Source organism: Novosphingobium sp. 9U (assembly GCF_902506425.1).
Taxonomy (GTDB): Bacteria; Pseudomonadota; Alphaproteobacteria; order Sphingomonadales; family Sphingomonadaceae; genus Novosphingobium.
Genome location: NZ_LR732469.1, coordinates 1557927 through 1576833 on the forward strand (window position 1 = coordinate 1557927; position 18907 = coordinate 1576833).

Annotated in this window: 18 protein-coding genes; 1 reads left to right on the forward strand and 17 read right to left on the reverse strand. The window is 65.2% G+C overall.

The window, feature by feature from the left end:
* Window positions 1–17: 17 nt before the first annotated feature.
* Window positions 18–320 carry an Hpt domain-containing protein gene (locus GV044_RS07185; protein ID WP_159867409.1) on the reverse strand — a complete coding sequence of 101 codons (303 nt, stop codon included), beginning with the start codon at window positions 318–320 and terminating at the stop codon, window positions 18–20.
* Window positions 321–390: 70 nt separating this feature from the next.
* Here GV044_RS07185 and GV044_RS07190 point away from each other — a divergent pair, with 70 nt between their 5' ends.
* Entirely contained in the window at window positions 391–3063 is a 2673-nt protein-coding gene (locus tag GV044_RS07190) for an ATPase (RefSeq protein WP_159867412.1), read from the forward strand.
* 150 nt (window positions 3064–3213) lie between these two features.
* On the opposite strand, the gene GV044_RS07195 is transcribed toward GV044_RS07190, so the two are convergent.
* The 16 genes from GV044_RS07195 to GV044_RS07270 form a co-directional block, all read right to left on the reverse strand.
* Window positions 3214–3504 (reverse strand): DUF1467 family protein, encoded by a 291-nt coding sequence (locus GV044_RS07195; RefSeq protein ID WP_159867415.1) that lies wholly within the window; start codon window positions 3502–3504, stop codon window positions 3214–3216.
* A gap of 13 nt (window positions 3505–3517) precedes the next feature.
* Window positions 3518–5095: a ribonuclease J gene (locus GV044_RS07200; protein ID WP_159871034.1), complete on the reverse strand. Its 1578-nt coding sequence runs from the start codon at window positions 5093–5095 to the stop codon at window positions 3518–3520.
* A 68-nt stretch (window positions 5096–5163) separates the two neighbouring features.
* On the reverse strand, window positions 5164–5940 hold the full coding sequence (locus tag GV044_RS07205) for a type III pantothenate kinase (RefSeq protein ID WP_159867418.1): 777 nt from the start codon (window positions 5938–5940) through the stop codon (window positions 5164–5166).
* A gap of 16 nt (window positions 5941–5956) precedes the next feature.
* Window positions 5957–6700: a biotin--[acetyl-CoA-carboxylase] ligase gene (locus tag GV044_RS07210; RefSeq protein WP_159867421.1), complete on the reverse strand. Its 744-nt coding sequence runs from the start codon at window positions 6698–6700 to the stop codon at window positions 5957–5959.
* Window positions 6701–6715: 15 nt separating this feature from the next.
* Window positions 6716–8179 (reverse strand): NADH-quinone oxidoreductase subunit NuoN, encoded by a 1464-nt coding sequence (gene nuoN / locus GV044_RS07215; RefSeq protein WP_159867424.1) that lies wholly within the window; start codon window positions 8177–8179, stop codon window positions 6716–6718.
* Window positions 8179–9711: an NADH-quinone oxidoreductase subunit M gene (locus GV044_RS07220; RefSeq protein WP_159867427.1), complete on the reverse strand. Its 1533-nt coding sequence runs from the start codon at window positions 9709–9711 to the stop codon at window positions 8179–8181. The genes nuoN and GV044_RS07220 overlap by 1 nt, the downstream gene beginning before the upstream one ends.
* Window positions 9712–9757: 46 nt before the next feature.
* Entirely contained in the window at window positions 9758–11869 is a 2112-nt protein-coding gene (nuoL, locus tag GV044_RS07225) for an NADH-quinone oxidoreductase subunit L (RefSeq protein ID WP_159867430.1), read from the reverse strand.
* 4 nt (window positions 11870–11873) lie between these two features.
* A complete protein-coding gene (gene nuoK, locus GV044_RS07230; RefSeq protein WP_159867433.1) occupies window positions 11874–12179 on the reverse strand; it encodes an NADH-quinone oxidoreductase subunit NuoK in 306 nt (101 codons plus the stop codon).
* Window positions 12176–12793 (reverse strand): NADH-quinone oxidoreductase subunit J, encoded by a 618-nt coding sequence (locus GV044_RS07235; protein ID WP_159867436.1) that lies wholly within the window; start codon window positions 12791–12793, stop codon window positions 12176–12178. Before GV044_RS07235 ends, nuoK begins: the two co-directional genes overlap by 4 nt.
* Window positions 12794–12808: 15 nt before the next feature.
* Window positions 12809–13294, reverse strand: coding sequence for an NADH-quinone oxidoreductase subunit NuoI (gene nuoI / locus GV044_RS07240; RefSeq protein ID WP_159867439.1), 486 nt, complete (start codon window positions 13292–13294; stop codon window positions 12809–12811).
* Complete coding sequence (nuoH, locus tag GV044_RS07245) at window positions 13291–14337, reverse strand: NADH-quinone oxidoreductase subunit NuoH (protein ID WP_159867442.1); 1047 nt, start codon at window positions 14335–14337, stop codon at window positions 13291–13293. Before nuoH ends, nuoI begins: the two co-directional genes overlap by 4 nt.
* Window positions 14334–16352 (reverse strand): NADH-quinone oxidoreductase subunit NuoG, encoded by a 2019-nt coding sequence (gene nuoG / locus GV044_RS07250; RefSeq protein WP_159867445.1) that lies wholly within the window; start codon window positions 16350–16352, stop codon window positions 14334–14336. The genes nuoH and nuoG overlap by 4 nt, the downstream gene beginning before the upstream one ends.
* Window positions 16352–17662, reverse strand: coding sequence for an NADH-quinone oxidoreductase subunit NuoF (gene nuoF, locus GV044_RS07255; RefSeq protein ID WP_159867449.1), 1311 nt, complete (start codon window positions 17660–17662; stop codon window positions 16352–16354). The genes nuoG and nuoF overlap by 1 nt, the downstream gene beginning before the upstream one ends.
* Window positions 17659–18330, reverse strand: coding sequence for an NADH-quinone oxidoreductase subunit NuoE (gene nuoE, locus GV044_RS07260; protein ID WP_159867452.1), 672 nt, complete (start codon window positions 18328–18330; stop codon window positions 17659–17661). Before nuoE ends, nuoF begins: the two co-directional genes overlap by 4 nt.
* Complete coding sequence (locus GV044_RS07265) at window positions 18330–18665, reverse strand: nuclear transport factor 2 family protein (RefSeq protein WP_159867455.1); 336 nt, start codon at window positions 18663–18665, stop codon at window positions 18330–18332. The genes nuoE and GV044_RS07265 overlap by 1 nt, the downstream gene beginning before the upstream one ends.
* Window positions 18658–18858: a hypothetical protein gene (locus tag GV044_RS07270; RefSeq protein WP_159867458.1), complete on the reverse strand. Its 201-nt coding sequence runs from the start codon at window positions 18856–18858 to the stop codon at window positions 18658–18660. Before GV044_RS07270 ends, GV044_RS07265 begins: the two co-directional genes overlap by 8 nt.
* Window positions 18859–18907: the final 49 nt, after the last annotated feature.

The window sequence follows — 18907 nt, forward strand, 5'->3', positions numbered from 1 at the left end:
CAGCTCTGGAAGGTTGCTCAGTCGGCCGTCACGTCCGCGACATAGGCCTTCAGGCGGCGCACCACCGTCGGCTCGCCAGGTGCTGCACCCAGCGCTTCCTCGGCCAGGTCGAGCAAGGGCTTGGCGTGGAAGCTCGCCGCCAGCCCCTTCAGGCGCATCGCCGCCAAGGTCCAGTTGCCATCGCATCGCGAACGTTCGAGCAAGTCGACCTGCCGTGCCACGCTCTCAGCATAGGCCGCGCGCAGTTCTTCGAACAACGCCGCATCGCCGCCCGCCGCGGCCTGGAGAGTGGCCTCGAGGGCGCCTGCTTCATAAGCCATCCACAAGCGCTAGAGCGGATCCGTTTAAGCGGGGTTTAACGCGGTGCGCCTCTCGTGATAATTTATCAGCATGGCAGGGGAAACACGCATCATCGCGTTCGGCGCGAACGGGGCCGAGCAAAACGGCGGCGAAGCTGGCGTACAGCCACTCGACACGAGCCTCGATGTGGCGAGCGACTCGCCCGAGACAGCATACGCTGTGTCAGATTGGGACAACGAAGAGCCTGTTTCCTCCTCGGCGTGGCAGGACCATGCCGTGCCTGTTCTGGCACTCGTGGCCATCGTTGCGTGGACGGTGTTCTTCGCCTGGTCGCAATGGAGTGTGCTGCCGCGCACCCCGGCCGCGCAAGTCCCCTCGCTCGTCGTGCAATGGGCGGTGCCGGTGCTGCTGGTCGCTGTCCTGTGGCTGCTCGCCATGCGCAGCAGCCGCCGCGAGGCCGCGCGCTTCGGTGATGCTGCGGCGCTCCTCTCGCGTGAGAGTGCCCAGCTCGAGACCCGGCTCACCACCGTCAACGGCGAGCTGAGCCTGGCGCGCGAATTCATCGCCGCCCAGTCACGAGATCTCGAGTCGCTTGGGCGCCTTGCCGTCGAGCGACTGACGCAGAACGCGGACCGTCTGCAGGAGCTAATCCGCGAGAATGGCGGCCGGCTCGACACCATCCAATCGGTCAGCAAGTCCGCGCTGGAGAACATGGACAAGCTGCGCGGGCAGCTGCCGGTCATTGCCAGCTCGGCCAAGGACGTCACCAACCACATCGGCAACGCCGGCCGCACCGCGCATGTTCAGCTGGAGGACCTGATCGCCGGGCTCGGCCGCCTGAACGAGTTCGGCTCGGCCTGCAACGACCAGGTGCGCGCCGTGCGCGAGGCGATGGACGCCGCCGCCGCGGGCTTCACCGGTGTGTGCGAAGATCTCGACCATCTGGCCGCCGCGCGCTTCGAGGCATTGGCCGAACGCGGCGCCGAGTTCCGCACCCGCATGGAGGCCGACGAGGTCGAGATGCTGGGCGCGATCCGTACCCGCGCCGCAGCGCTGGAGCACGAAGTGGCAGGCGTTCGCGGCGCGCTCGACACCCACGAGGCCGAGAGCCTGACCTCGCTACGCGCCCGGCTCACTGCCTTGCGCGACGAGAGCGGCGTGGTCGGCCGTGCCTTGCAGGACAGCGAGACACGCGCTGCCGACGCCTGGACCGCTCGCCTTGCGGCTCTGGAGGAACGCCGGGCCGAGCTGGAGACGCGGCTTGGCGAGAGCGAGCGGACCGGCCTCGAATCGCTGCGTGAGCGGGCGGACAAGCTGGCGCGCGCCAGCGAGGAGCTGCGCCTCCGCATCGCCGCCGACGAGCAGGCGGCACTCACTGCGCTGGAGGAGCGGGTTGCTCGCCTGCGTTCGCGCACGGGCGAGTTGCAGTCGCAGATCTCCGCCGGTGAGCAGGCCGCCCTCACCCGCCTTCAGTCGCAGCTTGCGGCGCTCGACGGCGCCGTTGCCGAGCGGCTGGCCGATCACGAGCGCCACTCGGACGAGCTGGCATGGCGCAGCGAAGCGCTGGTCGGGACGCTCAGCGATCATGGCGAGCGCATCGCCGCCGTCGCACAAAGCAGCGCGGAAGTCGAAGCGGCGCTGTCGCGCAGCCTCTCGCTGCTCGCCGATCGCCTGACTGCTTCGCGCACCACACTGGCCGCCACTGAGGGCGAGGTCGAGCGCTTGACCGATGCCAGCGTGCGTTTGCTGGAACTGATCCAGGCAAGCGCCAAGCACAGCTCCGGCGTGTTGCCCGAATCGCTCTCCGTTGCGGACGATCGCCTGTCGCGACTGGGTGACAAGGTGCTGCAACTCATCGACGATATCGAAACCGGATCGCGGCGCAGCTCGGAACTGCACGGTTCGGTCGACGCGCTGCGCGAGGCGCTAGGGGCAGTGCAGGCCGACCTTGCCGCCGGCCAGTCGGCGATCTCGGAGCGCAACGAAACGCACTATGCCGAGATCGGCGCGCTGAGAGCCAGCCTGGGCGATATCGAGAGCGCCGGCGAACGCATCGGCACTCGCACCCGCGAAGAACTCGCAGCCGCGATCGAGCAACTCGCCGCAAGCGTGCGCAACGTGCTCGCTTCGCTGGAGGACGAAGGCGCCGCACGCGTGCGCGAGCTCGCCGAACGTCTCGGTGACGAGAGCGCCAAGGCCATCGACCGCGTCATGCGCCCACGCGCGGCCGAAGCGGCCGGCGCGCTGGAGCAGGCGGTAGCACATGCCTCAGGTGCCGGTCGCGAGGCCGCAGTGCAGATGCGCGAGCAGCTCAATGCCGTCGAGGAAGCCGTCGGCAGCCTGGAGACTCGTGTCGCGCTCGCGCGCGAGCAGGCGCAGGAGCAAGTCGACAATGATTTCAGCCGCCGCGCCGCGCTGATCGTCGATGCTCTTAAGTCCAACGCCATCGATGTCGCTTCGGCCCTCTCCGCCGATGTCGCCGACACTGCTTGGGCAGCCTACCTCAAGGGTGACCGCGGCATCTTCGCGCGTCGGGCGGTGTCACTCCTGGACGCCGGGGACACACGCGCGATCCAGCAGCTGTTCGAGCGCGATGACACTTTCCGCGAGCATGTCAGCCGCTACATCCACGACTTTGAGTCGCTGCTGCGCCAGGTGCTCTCCACGCGTGAGGGCCATGCTCTGGGCGTGACGCTGCTGTCCTCGGACATGGGCAAGCTCTACGTTGCATTGGCGCAAGGGATCGAGCGGCTGCGGAACTGAACCGCAGAAATAGGACCTCGTCCTCGGCATGACCCCGTACCGGTCGCCTGAGTTTCGAACCTGTTCGCGTACGTGCTTGCCGGACGAGCTTATCGTTGCCGACACCGACGTCGAGTAAGACCCGGAATGACGCTCGTCAGCCCCGGGCAATCAGTACCCCATGCTCTTTACCGGCGGCGGACCGTAGAAGTTCAGGTCCTGCACATCGACCCAACCGTAGACATAGTTCAGGTAGAACGCGAACATCATGGCCGCCGACAGGATCGTCGCACGCACCGCGATGCGACCGGGGCGGAAGTTTACCGGCGCACTGTCGGCGTGCCCCGTTTCGACGCGGTGTTCCTTGACTTCGTCGGGCGTGCGCAGCCCGAACGGCATGACCAGAAACGCGGCGAGCACCCAGAGCAGCGAGTAGATCGCAAGAACGGAGGTCCATTTCACGGGCGCAAGCTCCTCAGCGCTCGGGTGCCATCATGACGAGGACTTGCGGCTTCTTGCCGGTCCAGCGCGCGGCGGCGCGGCGCGCGGCGAGGCGCGCGGCTTCGCGGCGCTTCTCCGGCTCGGCGCGGGCCTTGCGCGCGGCGGCGAGCGCATTCTCCACGTCTTGGCGGGTCTCGTCGATGAACGCCTGGCGATCGGCATCGAGCGGCAGCCCGAGCATGTCGACCTGCACGTCTCCCTTGGCGTCGATCGCCACCGTGATCACACCGGTGTTCGACAGGCGCCGGCGCATCACCACCGCGTCGCCGTCCGCCGGCACGATCATGTCGCCATCCAGCACCAGGCGACCGGCGCGCACTTCGTCGATCTTGCCGGGCTTGCCGGGCGCGAGGCGCACCAGGTCACCATTGCGCTGGAACACCGCGCTCGCAATGCCCGTCTCGAGCCCGAGCCGCGCTTGCTCGCGCATGTGGCGGATCTCGCCATGCACCGGCACCAGGATCTCAGGACGGATCCAGCGGTAGAGCGCCTCCAGTTCCGGCCTTCCAGGGTGGCCCGAGACGTGGATCAGGCTCTGGCGATCTGTCACGAGCTTGATGTCACGATCGGCCAGGCGGTTCTGGATCCGGCCGATGGCGATCTCGTTGCCGGGGATCTGGCGGCTGGAGAACAGCACCACGTCGCCCGCTTCCAGGCTGATCGGATGGTTGCCCTCCGCCACGCGCGAAAGCGCCGCACGTGGCTCGCCCTGGCCACCGGTCGCGACGATCAGCACCTCGCCGCGGGGCAGGCTCATGGCCGTAGCGAAGTCGACCGGCGTAGGCAGATCTCTAAGGTAGCCGCTCGCCTGCCCGGCCTCGATGATGCGGTCGAGCGAGCGCCCGGCGACGCACAACTGGCGCCCTGTCGCCTTGGCCACCGCGCCGAGCGTCTGCAAACGCGCCACGTTGGAGGCGAAGGTGGTCACCAGCACCCGCTTGCCCTTGTGCTTGGCGACTTCTAGTTGCAGCCCGCGGTAGACCTCGCCTTCCGAGCCCGATGGCTCGGGATTGAAGACGTTGGTGGAATCGCACACCAGCGCGAGCACGCCCTCGTCGCCTAGCTCGGTCAGTTCGGCGGCGGTGGCCGGAGTGCCGATCTGCGGCTCCTCGTCGATCTTCCAGTCGCCGGTGTGGAACACGCGTCCGAACGGCGTGTCGATCAGCAGCGCGTTGCCCTCGGCGATCGAGTGCGCCAGCGGGACATAGCTGATGCCGAAATCGCCCACCTCGAACTCGTCGAGGTCATGGACGACGTTGAGCTCGATCTGCTCGAGGATACCCTCCTCCTCCAGCTTTGCCGCTACCAATCGGGCGGTGAACGGCGTCGCATAGAGCGGCACGCCCAGCTTCTTGGCGAAGTAGGGCACTGCGCCGATATGATCCTCGTGCGCGTGGGTCAGGACGATGCCGAGCAGGTCGTCGCGCCGCTGTTCGATGAAGTCGAGGTCGGCGAAGACCAAGTCGATGCCCGGGTACTCGCCGCCGCTGAAGGTCATGCCCAGGTCGACCATGATCCACTTGCCACGACAGCCGTATAGATTGACGTTCATTCCGATTTCGCCGGAGCCACCCAGCGCCAGAAACAGCAGCTCTTCACCCGGCTTGTTTGTCGAATCAGTCACTTATCGGAACGCTCCGCCAGAATAGCTAGACCCTCAAGGGTCAGGTCGGCATCGACCGCGTCGAAGATATCGGTCGCTTCGTTGAACAGGACGGCAAGGCCGCCGGTGGCAATCACTTTGGCCGGACGGCCGATCTGAGCGCGCATGCGGGCGATCAGGCCCTCCATCATCGCCACATAGCCCCAGAACACCCCGATCAGCATCTGATCCTCGGTGTTCCGGCCAATAACGCTGTTGTTGGCCGGCACTTCGATGGCGATGCGCGGCAGCTTGGCAGTGTTCCCCACCAAGGCGTCGAGCGAGAGGTTGAGGCCGGGGGCGATAATGCCGCCCTTGTAGGCGCCGTTGAAGTCTACCACGTCGAATGTCGTCGCGGTGCCGAAATCGATGACGATGAGGTCACCAGGGTACTTGGAGTGTGCGGCGACGGCGTTGACGGCGCGATCGGCACCCAGCGAGCGCGGCTCGTCGACATCGATGTCGATCGCGTAGTCGGCCGCGCCCTGCCCGGCAATCAGCGGCTCGATCTGGAAGTAGTTCTGCGCCAGGACTTCCAGGTTGTGGAGTGCGCGCGGCACTACGGTGGAGATGATGATTTTGTCCACCGCCTTGCGCTCCACACCGCGGATCTGCAACAGCTGGAGCAACCACACGGCATATTGGTCGCCAGTCCGGCGCGGGTCCGTGGCTATGCGCCAGCGCCCCTTCAGCGTGCGCCCGTCGAACAGCGCGAAGACCACATTGGTGTTGCCGGCATCAATCGCGAGCAGCATGGCTTGGTTGTCCCGGTCAGCGGCGGTCGAGATCGACTTCGCCCGCGTGGATGGTCCGCCTCGTGCCGCCGGGAAGCTGGAGTTGCAAGGCCCCTTCGGGGTCGAGCCCCGCGAAAGTGCCGTGGACCGCGGCGCCGTCAGGGCCATGCACCATGAGCGGAGTGCCAAAGGCATGCGCACGCGCGATCCAGTCGGCGCGAAGCTGGTCCCAGGCGCCGGAGCGCCATAGTCGCAGAGCGTGGCTCCAGCAGGTATCGAGCCGGTCGGCGAAGGCGTTCCGAGCGGCGAAGCCTTCTTTACCAAGCTGAGGAGACGGGGGCAAGACATCGGCCAGGCTGGCGGTCTTGCGATCCGCCAATTCCGGAGCCTTCACCAGATTTACGCCGACCCCGACGACAACGGCATCGCCGAAGCGCTCCAGCAGAATGCCCGCAAGCTTATTGCCGTCGAGCAGGAGGTCATTGGGCCACTTGAGCGCCAGCCCTTCGAGCCCCGGCGCGAGTGCCTCGATCGCGGCATAGACCGCGACACCCGCCACCAGCGATAACGTATGCGGTGGAGGATCCCCGGCGTGGAGGTGCACCACGGTCGAGCCCATGAAGTTGCCGGCGCCATCGCTCCACACCCGGCCCTGGCGGCCACGTCCGTCGACTTGCCGATCGGCGACGAGCCAGTGTCCCGTACCGATGGTCTCGCCGGCGGCAACCCGAGCGGCGAGGTCGGCGTTGGTCGAGCCGGTTTCGGCGACGACTTCGATCAAGTCGGCCTGCGTGCTCTAGGCGGCGAGGAAGAGCACGGATGCAGCGGTCTGCGCCAGGCCGTCGAGCTGCTTGGTGACCAAGTAGCCCAGCGGCGACATGAACACCGCGCAGATCAGGAGCAGGATCTTGTGCGCCAAGTCGCTTTCTCCTCGCACGATGTCCGCCGGCTCGTCGAAGTACATGATCTTGACGATCTTGATGTAGTAAAACGCGCCAATGACCGAGGCGGCGATACCGATCGCGGCGAGCGCGACGTAGCCGGCCTGCACTGCGGCCTGGAACACCACGAACTTGCCCCAGAAGCCGAACAGCGGCGGTATGCCGGCGAGGCTGAACATGATCATCGCCAGCGCCAGCGCCAGGTATGGCCGTGTGCGCGACAGGCCCGATAAATCGGCGATGGCTTCGACCGGGCGGTCCTCTGCGTCGCGCAACATCAGGATCGCAACGAAGCCGCCCAGCGACATGGCGATGTAGATCACCAGGTAGGTCAGCATCGCCGCCGCGCCCTGGGGCGTCGCGATGGCGAGGCCGATCAGCACAAAGCCGACGTTGTTGATCGAGGAATACGCCATCAGACGCTTGATGTTGGTCTGTCCGATGGCGCCCAGCGCTCCCACCACGATCGAGGCGATCGCGGCGAAAATGACGATCTGGCGCCAGGCATCGGCTTGCGATCCGAAAGCCTCGAGCGAGACGCGCATCAGCAGCGCCAAGGCCGACGCCTTGGACGCAGTGGCGAAGAACGTGGTCACAGGCGTCGGCGCACCTTCGTAGACATCGGGCGTCCACATGTGGAACGGCACGGCCGCGATCTTGAAGGCGAGGCCCGCCAGCACGAAGACGATGCCGAACACCACGCCGGCGCCTAGCGCGCCCGACAGCGCCGAGCTGATGCCGACGAACGAGGTCGTGCCGGTGAAGCCGTATACCAGGCTGACGCCGAACAGCAGGATGCCCGAAGCCAGCGCGCCCAGCACGAAGTACTTGAGGCCGGACTCCGCCGAGCGTCCGTCGTTGCGGAGGAACGCAGCCAGGACGTAGGACGCCAGCGAGTTGAGCTCCAGGCCGATGTAGAGCGTCAGCAAGTCGCCCGCCGAGGCCATCATGCCCATGCCGAGCGCGGCGAGCAGGATCAGCACCGGGTACTCGGCGCGCATCTGGCCGAGGCGGTCGAAGAAGGCCGGCGCAATGATCAGCGCGGCAGCGGACGAACCGTAGATCAGCAGCTTGGCGAACGCGGCAAAGGCATCAGCGCGGTACTGGCCGCCGAATGCGGTCACGTCGGGCCCGGACAGGCCATGCACCAGCGCCGGGGTGACCAGCGCCATGCAGCCGACCAGCACGGCCACGGCGAGGATCGAGAGCAGGCGCGCGGCCTTGTCTCCGCTCCAGGCGGCGATCAGCAGCAGGACGAGGCTGGCGACGCTGAGCGTCTCTTCAGGCGCGATCAGGCGCAGCGAGTGGGCGAAGTCCATCAGTGCTGCCCTCCCTCGGCCGCGGCTTCGTGGGTTGGCTGGCCCTTTCCGATCATCAGCTTGCCATCGTAGGCCGGCTTGGCCCGGGCAAGACGCGCGTCGAGCGCAGCAATGTCCTGGCGCATCGGCGCGATGAAGCTCTCGGGGTAGACGCCCATCCACAGCACCGCGAGGCCCAGCGGGATCATCATCAGGTATTCGCGCAAGGTCAGGTCCGGCATGGCCGCGGCGTCGGCGTTCTTCTGCTCTCCGAAGATCACGCGGCGGTAGAGGTACAACATGTAGGCAGCGCCCAGGATGATGCCGGTGGTGCCGACCAGCGCGACCCAGGTCGAGACCTGGTAGACGCCGCCCAAGCTCAGGAACTCACCCACGAAGCCCGAGGTGCCCGGCAGGCCTATCGAGCCCATCGTGAACAGCAGGAAGAACAGCGCATAACGCGGCATGTTGATGGCGAGACCGCCGTAGCGGCTGATCTCACGCGTGTGCAGGCGATCGTAGATGACGCCGACGCACAGGAACAGCGCGCCCGAGACCAGGCCGTGGCTGAGCATGACCAGCATCGAGCCTTCCAGCCCCTGCACGTTGAACGCGAACAGGCCCAGCGTCACGATCGCCATGTGCGCGACGGACGAGTAGGCGATCAGCTTCTTCATGTCATGCTGCACCAGCGCGATCAGCGAGGTGAGCACCACCGCCAGCATCGACATCGCGAAGATCAGCGGCGCGAACTGCGCGCTCGCCTCCGGGAACATCGGCAGCGAGAAGCGGATGAAGCCATAGCCGCCCATCTTCAGCAACACGCCGGCGAGGATGATCGATCCCGCGGTTGGCGCCTGGACGTGCGCGTCTGGCAGCCAGGTATGGACCGGGTACATCGGCATCTTCACCGCGAAGCTGGCGAAGAAGGCGAGCCACAGCCAGGTCTGGACATGCGGATCGAAGTCGTAGGCCATCAGTGTCGGGATGTCGGTGGTGCCGGCCTGGTTGGCCATCCACAGCATCGCGATCAGCATCACCACCGAGCCGAGCAGCGTGTAGAGGAAGAACTTGTAGCTGGCGTAGATGCGGTTGTCCCCGCCCCAGATGCCGATGATCAGGTACATCGGGATCAGGCCGGCCTCGAAGAAGATATAGAACAAGTAGAGATCCTGCGCCGCGAACACGCCGATCATCAGCGTTTCCATCAGCAGGAACGCGGCCATGTACTCGCCGACGCGCTTGTTCACCGAGGTCCAGCTGGCACCGATGCAGACCGGCATCAGGAACACCGACAGCATGATCAAGGTCAGCGCGATGCCGTCGATGCCCAGCGCATAGGAGAAGCTGGAGAACACCGCGTGGCGCTCTTGGAACTGCCACTGCGCGCCGCCGATGTCGAAATTGGCCCAGAGCAGCACGCCTAGGACGAAGTCGATCAGCGTGGCGATAAGCGCGACCGTACGAGCGGCTTGCGCCTCCAGCTTGAGGCAGGCGATGGCGCCAACCAGCGGCACCAGCAGCATCAGGGAGAGGATCGGAAAGCCCCCCATCACATCCCCCTCATCGAGACGACCATCATATTCCCCGTTGCCCCAGTCACTTGATCACCCACGTGATCGCGGCGACGAGGCCGATCAGCATGACCAGCGCGTAGCTGTAGAGATAACCCGACTGCACCTTCTGTGCGTAGCGCGAGCCCTTGGCGACGACCCAGGCGGCACCGTTCGGACCGAACCGGTCGATGATGCCGACATCGCCGACCTTCCAGAACACGCGGCCAAGCCAGAGCGCAGGCACCACGAAGACGTAGTGGTACAGCTCGTCAAACATCCACTTGCGATAGACGAAGGTGTAGATCGGCCCGATCTGCTCGGCGAACGCGGCCGGGAAGCGGGTGTTCTTGAGGTAGCCGTACCAGGCGGTCAGCAGGCCAATGGCCATGACCGTAAACGGCGCCCATTTCACCCACAGCGGCACCCCGTGCATCGCGTGGAGCGTGTGCTCTGCAAAGACAAGGCTACCCTTCCAGAACTCGCCCGTGCCTTCGGAGATGAAGGCGTGCTGGAAAACGAAGCCGGCGAAGACCGCACCGATCGACAGCACGATCAGCGGGATCAGCATGACCAGCGGGCTCTCGTGCGGGTGGTAGCCGCCAGTGCCTTCGCTCTCGTGCGGGCTCGGGACGTGATGATCCGAGGCCGAACCATAATCGGCCTGGTTCGAGTCCTCTTGCGCCGGCGCATTCGCCGCCTCGCTGCCGTGACCATGCGTATCGTGCGCGTCGTGGTCATGGCCGTGCGCATCGTGCAGCGCATGCTGGATGTGCTCGGACGCGGCCCAGCGCGGCTTGCCGAAGAAGGTGAGGAACACCAGGCGCCAGGAGTAGAAGCTCGTCATCAGCGCCGCGATGATGCCCATCCAGAAGGCGTAGCCACCGACTTGCGTGTTCGAGGCGTAGGCGGCCTCAAGGATCGAATCCTTCGAGTAGAAGCCCGCAAAGCCGAACACGTCCGCGATGCCGACGCCGGTGATCGCCAGCGTACCCGCGGTCATCGCCCAGAAGGTGATCGGGATCTCCTTCCGCAGGCCGCCGTAGTACCGCATGTCCTGCTCATGGTGCATCGCATGGATCACCGAGCCGGCGCCGAGGAACAGCAGCGCCTTGAAGAAGGCGTGCGTGAACAAGTGGAACATCGAGGCGCCGAAAGCACCGACGCCGGCCGCGAAGAACATGTAGCCCAGCTGCGAGCAGGTCGAATAGGCGATGACCCGCTTGATGTCCCACTGGGTGCAGCCGATCGTCGCCGCGAAGAAGCAAGTCGAGGCGCCGATGAAGGTCACGAAGCCGAGCGCGGTCGGCGCTGCTGCAAACATCGGTGACAGGCGGCAGACCATGAACACGCCCGCAGTGACCATGGTCGCGGCGTGGATCAGCGCCGAGACCGGGGTCGGGCCTTCCATCGCGTCGGGGAGCCAGGTGTGCAGGCCCAACTGCGCGGACTTGCCCATCGCGCCGACGAACAGCAGCAGGCACAACACTGTCAGCGTGTCGAAGCGGTGGCCGAGAAAGCCGATGGTCGAGCCGGCCATGGCCGGCGCCGCGTGCAGGATCTCGGGGATCGAGACGGTATTGAATACCAGGTAGGTGCCAAAAATGCCGAGCATGAAACCCAGGTCGCCCACGCGGTTGACCACGAAGGCCTTGATCGCGGCGGCGGAGGCGGACGGCTTGCGGAACCAGAAGCCGATCAGGAGGTACGAGGCGAGGCCCACGCCTTCCCAGCCGAAGAACATCTGCACCAAGTTGTCGGCGGTCACCAGCATCAGCATGGCGAAGGTGAACAACGAGAGGTACGCGAAGAAGCGCGGCTGGTCCGGCTCCTCGTCCATGTAGCCCCATGAGTAGAGGTGCACGAGCGCGGACACGCTGGTGATGACGACCAGCATGACCGCGGTCAGCGTATCGACGCGCAGCGCCCAGTCGAAGGTCATCGAGCCCGATTGCACCCACTTGAGCACCGGGATCACAGTGGCTTCGGCGTTGCCGCTCAGGAACGAGATGAAGATCGGCCACGACAGCGCACAGGCGACGAACAGCGCACCGGTGGTGATCACCTTGGCCGGAAACGCGCCCAGCTGCTTGTTGCCCAGCCCGGCGACGATCGCTGCCAGCAGCGGCAGGAAGACGATGATGAGGATGGAGTGCAACGTCTTAGCCCTTCATCCGATTGGCATCGTCGACCGCGATGGTGCCGCGGCTGCGGAAATAGATGACCAGGATCGCCAAGCCGACAGCGGCTTCGCCAGCGGCCACGGTCAACACGAACATCGCGAAGATCTGGCCGGTAAGGTCGTGCAAGAAGGCGCTGAACGCGACCAGGTTGAGGTTCACCGACAGCAGGATCAACTCGATTGCCATCAGGATGACAATGATGTTCTTGCGGTTGAGGAAGATGCCCAGGACGCCCAGCACAAACAGGATCGAGCTGACGACGACGTAGTGTTCGATGCCGATCACAGCGTCATCCCCTTACCCACCTCAGGCTTCATGTTGATCGTCGCCTCGTCGGGACGGCGTGCGTTCTGCTTGGCGATGTTCTGACCGCGGGTGTCGCTACGCTGGCGATGGGTCAGCACGATCGCGCCGATCATGGCGACCAGCAGGACCAAGCCCGATGCCTCGAACAGGAACAGGTAACGCCCATAGAGCAGCTGGCCGATCGCAGCGATGTTGCTGACGCCAGGCGCCGTCACGGCCGCACCGTCCGGCGTGCCCAAGTGGATCGCACCGGCCTTGTAGGCGCCGACGCCCAGCACGATCTCGGCGAGCAGCACGACGGCGATCAGCATGCCGAGCGGGAAGTTCTTCACGAACCCGGCGCGCAGTTCGGCGAAGTCGATGTCGAGCATCATAACGACAAACAGGAACAGCACCGCCACCGCGCCGACATAGACGATGACCAGCAGCATCGCGATAAACTCGGCGCCGACCAGCACCATCAGGCCGGCAGCGTTGAAGAACGCCAGGATCAGCCAGAGCACCGAGTGCACGGGGTTGCGCGCCAGGATGGTGACGGCGCCCGAAGCGATCGTCAGCACCGCGAAGAGGTAGAAGGCGAAAACGTGAATCATGAGTGCCGCGGCCCCCTAGCGGTAGGGCGCATCGGCTTCAAGGTTCGCGGCCAGAGCCCGCTCCCACTTGTCCCCGTTCGCCAGCAGCTTCGCCTTGTCGTAAAGCAGTTCCTCGCGCGTCTCGGTCGAGTACTCGAGGTTTGGACCCTCGACGATGGCGTCGACTGGGCACGCTTCTTGGCAGAAGCCACAGAAGATGCACTTGGTCATGTCAATATCGTAGCGCGTGGTGCGGCGCGAACCGTCGTTGCGCGGCTCAGCCTCGATCGTGATCGCCTGAGCCGGGCAGACCGCCTCGCACAGCTTGCACGCGATGCAGCGCTCCTCCCCGTTGGGATAACGGCGCAACGCATGTTCGCCGCGGAAGCGCGGGCTGAGTGGGTTCTTCTCGAACGGATAGTTTATCGTGGCCTTGGGCTTGAAGAAGTACTTCAGCGTCAGGGCATGTGCCTTCAAGAACTCCCAGAGCGTGAAGGACTTGACCAGTTGGGCGACACTCATGCGCCATACCTCGTAAACATGAGCCAGCCCGAGACGAGCACCACGAAGCCGAGCGAGACGGGCAGGAAGACCTTCCAACCCAAACGCATCAGCTGGTCATAGCGGTACCGGGGCACGGTCGCCTTCACCCAGGAGAAGATGAAGAAGAAGAACAGGATCTTGAGCAGCAGCCAGACGAAGCCCGGAATCCAGTAGAGGAACGGGATCTCAAACGGAGGCAGCCACCCGCCGAAGAACAGCGTCGCGTTGAGCGCGCACATCAGCAGCACGTTGGCGTATTCGCCGAGCCAGTAGAGGGCGAAGGACATCGACGAGTATTCGGTCTGGAACCCGGCGACGAGCTCGGATTCCGCCTCGGTCAGGTCGAACGGCGCGCGACCGGTCTCGGCCATACCCGAGATCAGGAACATGACCCACATGGGAAACAGCAGGATGTTGAACCAGAAGCCGTTCACGAAGCCGAGGCCTGCACCCTTCTGCGCTAGTACGATGTCGTTCAGGTTGAAGCTGTTCGCCCACAGCACCACGCAGATGAGGATAAAGCCGATCGAGACTTCGTAGCTGATCATCTGCGCTGAGGCGCGCATGGCCGAAAAGAACGGGTACTTCGAGTTGGACGCCCAACCCGCCATGACGGTGCCGTAGACACCCAGCGAGCTGATCGCGAGCACGTAGAGCAGGCCGACGTTGATGTTGGCCAGCACCGCGCCCGAGTTGAACGGGATCACCGCCCAGGCGAGCAGCGCAACGGTGAAAGTGACGATCGGGGCAATCAGGAAGATGCCCTTGTTCGCGGCCGAAGGGACGATCGTCTCCTGCAGGAAGACCTTGAGGCCGTCCGCGAAGCTCTGCAGCAAGCCGAACGGGCCGACCACGTTGGGGCCGCGACGCAGCGCCATGGCCGCCCAGATCTTGCGGTCGGCGTAGATGATCATCGCCACGCCGAGCATCAGCGGCAGTGCGATCAGCAGGATGCCGCAGATCGTCGCGATCGCCCACGCCCACTCGTAGGACATGCCCAGGTTCTGGAAAAACGCAGTCACTCGGCGGCCTCCGCCAGGTCCTCACCGTGGAGCAGTTCGGCCGAGCAGCGCTGCATCACCGCGCTGGCGCGGGCGATCGGGTTGGTCATGTAGAAATCCTGGATCGGATAGGCGATGGCGCCGCTTGCGGAACCGCCGCCGGACGGCAGGCCGCTTCCGTAGTCGGCCAAGCCCTCGATGCCAAGCGCCGGAACCTGCGAAATCATCGCCATGCGCAGATCGTCGAAGCTGTCGAAGCCGACCGACACGCCGAAGGCATCGGCCAGCGCGCGCAGGATCGTCCAGTCCTCACGCGCGTCACCAGGCGCAAAGACGGCCTTGTCGGCGAACTGTACGCGGCCCTCGGTGTTGACGTAAGTGCCCGGCTTCTCGGTGTAGGCCGCGCCCGGCAGGATGACGTCGGCGGCATGCGCACCCTTGTCTCCATGGTGGCCGATGTAGACGATCATCGAACCGGCGAACTTGGTGTAGTCCACCTCGTCGGCGCCGAGCGAAAGCACGACCTTGGGCTTGGCATTCACGAGGTCGGCGATGCCACCCTTCTGCGCGAAGCCGAGCATAAGACCGCCCATGCGGCTGGCCGCCATGTGCAGCACGTTAAAGCCGTTCCACTTCGTGCCGTCTTCCAGATCGCGAACGAGGTTGAGACTGCCGGCAAGCGCCAGCGCGGCATCGAGTCCGCCGCTGCCCAGCCCTGCCCCGCCGACAATGACCGCCGGACGCTTGGCTGCGGCAAAAGCGTCAGAGACATGACCCGGCAGATTGCCGAGCAACGCGCGGTCGTTGCCGAGGAACTCGCCGCCACAGGTGGTGTCCCACTCCGGACCGATCAGGAACACCTTGGCGCCGCGCTTGGCCGCCTTGCGGATGCGGACATGCACCAGCGGCGCTTCCCAGCGGACCATCGAGCCGACAATCAGGATGACGTCCGCTGTCTCGATGCCGTTGAAGGTGGAGTTGAAGTTGACCGCTGCCAGGCTGTCGGTGGCGTAGTCCATGCCCGTCTGCCGGCCCTCGAGCTGGGTCGAGCCGAGCGCGCCGAGCAGCGCCTTCGCGGCAAACATGGTCTCGCAGTCGACCAGATCGCCGGCGATCGCAGCGATGCTGTTGCCCGGGTTCAGCGAAGCGATGGCTGCGAACGCCTCGTTCCAGCTGACCGGCTGCAGCTTGCCGTCGCGGCGTAAGTAGGGGCGGTCAAGACGACGCTTGGTCAGGCCATCGACCTGATAGCGGCCCTTGTCGCTCAGCCATTCCTCGTTGACGTCGTCGTTGATGCGGGGAAGCACGCGCATGACTTCGCGGCCACGCGCGTCGATGCGGATGTTGGCGCCGGTCGCGTCCGAGACGTCGATGCCGAGCGTCTTCTTCAGCTCCCAGGGACGCGCCTCATAGGCGTAAGGCCGGCTGGTCAGCGCGCCGACCGGGCACAAGTCGATCACGTTGGCCGATAGTTCATGCTTGGCAGCATGCTCAAGATAGGTCGTGATCTGCATCTGCTCGCCGCGATAGAGCGCGCCGATCTCGTCGACGCCGGCGACCTCCTCGGAGAAGCGCACGCAGCGGGTGCAGTGGATGCACCGCGTCATCTGCGTCTTGATTAGCGGGCCCATGTACTTGTCGGTCACCGCGCGCTTGTTCTCGTGATAGCGCGAGCCGCCACGACCATAGGCGACCGATTGATCCTGCAGATCGCACTCACCGCCCTGGTCGCAGATCGGGCAATCGAGCGGGTGGTTGATCAGGAGGAACTCCATGACCCCCTCGCGCGCCTTCTTCACCATTTCGGAGTCGGTGCGGATCTCCTGGTTGTCGGCGGCCGGCAGCGCGCAGGAGGCCTGCGGCTTGGGCGGTCCGGGCTTCACCTCGACCAGGCACATGCGGCAGTTGCCGGCGATGCTCAGCCGCTCGTGGTAGCAGAAGCGCGGGATCTCCTTGCCGGCCAGCTCGCACGCCTGGAGCACGGTGGCGCCGTTCGGGACTTCAATCTCGACGCCGTCGACTTTGACCTTGGGCATTACTCGGCGGCCTCTTGCAGCGAGCCAAGCCGCTCTTCGATGCGGCGCTCGATTTCGGGGCGGAAGTGGCGGATGAGGCCTTGGATCGGCCATGCGGCGGCGTCGCCCAGGGCGCAGATCGTGTGGCCTTCGACTTGCTTGGTAACCTGCTGGAGCATGTCGATCTCCTCGACGTGCGCCTCACCGGTGCGCAGGCGTTCCATGACGCGCCACATCCAGCCGGTGCCTTCGCGGCAGGGCGTGCACTGGCCGCAGGACTCGTGCTTGTAGAAGTACGACAGCCGGCTGATAGCGCGCACGATGTCGGTGGACTTGTCCATGACAATGACCGCTGCGGTGCCGAGACCCGATCCGACGGCCTTGAGGCCGTCGAAGTCCATCGGCGCGTCCCAGATCTGCGCAGCGGGTACCAGCGGAACCGACGAACCGCCGGGGATCACGGCCAGCAGATTGTCCTTGCCACCACGGATGCCGCCGCAATGCTTCTCGATCAATTCGCTGAACGGGATGCTCATCGCCTCTTCGACGACGCAGGGGCGGTTCACGTGGCCGCTGATCTGGAACAGCTTGGTGCCGCGGTTGTTCTCGGCGCCGAAGCTGGAGAACCAGGCCGCGCCGCGGCGCAGGATAGTCGGCGCGACCGCGATCGACTCGACGTTGTTGACAGTGGTAGGGCAGCCGTAGAGGCCAGCGCCGGCCGGGAACGGCGGCTTGAGGCGCGGCTGGCCCTTCTTGCCTTCCAGGCTCTCGATCATCGCGGTCTCTTCGCCGCAGATGTAGGCGCCGGCGCCGCGATGGACGAACACGTCGAAATCGTAGCCCGAACCGGCGGCGTTCTTGCCGAGCAGGCCAGCGTCATAGGCCTCCTGCACGGCAGCGAACAGCACTTCGGCCTCACGAATATATTCGCCGCGGATGTAGATGTAGGCCGCGCGAGCCCCCATCGCGAAGCCGGCGACCAGCGCGCCTTCGACCAGCTTGTGCGGGTCGTGGCGGATGATCTCGCGGTCCTTGCACGAACCGGGCTCGGACTCGTCGGCGTTGATCACCAGGAAGCTGGGCTTCGGGTTGCCGGCGGCGTCGAGCGGCGGCTGCTTGGGCATGAAGGACCACTTCATGCCGGTCGGGAAGCCCGCGCCGCCACGCCCGCGGAGCCCTGAGTCCTTCATCTCCTGGATGATGGCGTCGCGCCCGCGCGCGATCAGGTCCTTGGTGTTGTCCCAATCACCCCGGGCCTGCGCAGCGCTCAGCTTCCACGACTGGTAGCCGTAGACGTTGGTGAAGATGCGATCCTTGTCGGCGAGGCTCATGCCCACTCACCCCGATAATCGTGGTTTTCGTCGACCATCGCCGTGAGCGACGACAGCGCGCCTGCTGGCTCCACCGTATGCCGAGCCGGATCCTGCGTGCCCGTCTTCGGCGTCTCGCCGCGAGCAAGCGCGTCGAGGACGACGTCGAGCCGCTCGGGCGTCAGGTCTTCGTAGTTGTCGTCGTTGATCTGGACCATCGGCGCCGAGGCGCAGTTGCCCATGCACTCGACCTCAGTCAACGTCCACAGCCCGTTGTTGGTGGTGTGCCCAATGTGCATGCCGCGCTTCTCGCAAGCGGACATGATGTCGTCCGACCCGCGCAGCATGCACGGCGTCGTCCCGCAGACCTGCACGTGATAGCGCCCGACCGGCACCAGATTGTACATGAAGTAGAACGTCGCGACTTCGAGTACGCGGATCACCGGCATGTCGAGTTCACGCGCGACGAACTCGATCACCGGGATCGGCAGCCAGCCTTGCGTCTGCGTCTCTTCGCCGACCTGGCGCTGCGCGTAGTCGAGCAGTGCCATCACCGCCGAGCGCTGACGCCCTTCGGGATAGCGGGCGATCGTCACCCTCGCCTTCTCGGCCCAATTTTCGGTCCAGGCGAAGTTGCCCCACCGTGCCCGTAGCTCGGGCGTATCGGGTGCGATGGTGCGGTCGGCCATTAGCGAACAAACTCCACGCGAGAGCACTTGTCGCCCTCGAAACTGTAGATCGACATCACTTCGAACGGTTCGGCCCCGGCCGAACGCGAGACGGTCTCATGCAGAACCACGTACTCGCCCAGCTCGTAGCCCTTGACTATCTCGGCCCGGTTCTGCGGGAACTCCGCGAACATGGCTTTCAGGCCGGAGCGCACGCCTTCGCGGCCGTCGCGCAGGACGGCACCACGATAGCTCGCCTCGCAAGCGTCATCCGTCATCAACGCCACGTAGGCGTCGGCATCCTGCGCATTGTAGTGTGCGATCATCCGTTCGGCGATCGCGAGACGTTCAGCCATGCTTGCGCTTCCGCTTGATCCAGACGTCCTGGCTGAACAGGAACATCTCGAAGCCGCCGATCGCCGTCACCAGCATTGGCAGCATCTCGGATGCCTTGAAGCCCAGGTAGAGCGAAGCGAAGTACGCGATAGCCAGGACCAGCCCGGTAACCATTCCCCACATCCGCGTCATGTCGAACATCTGCGCCTTCATCTTCACGTACTCCCGCAATTCCCCGCTACGCACTCACCCGAGGCAAGGG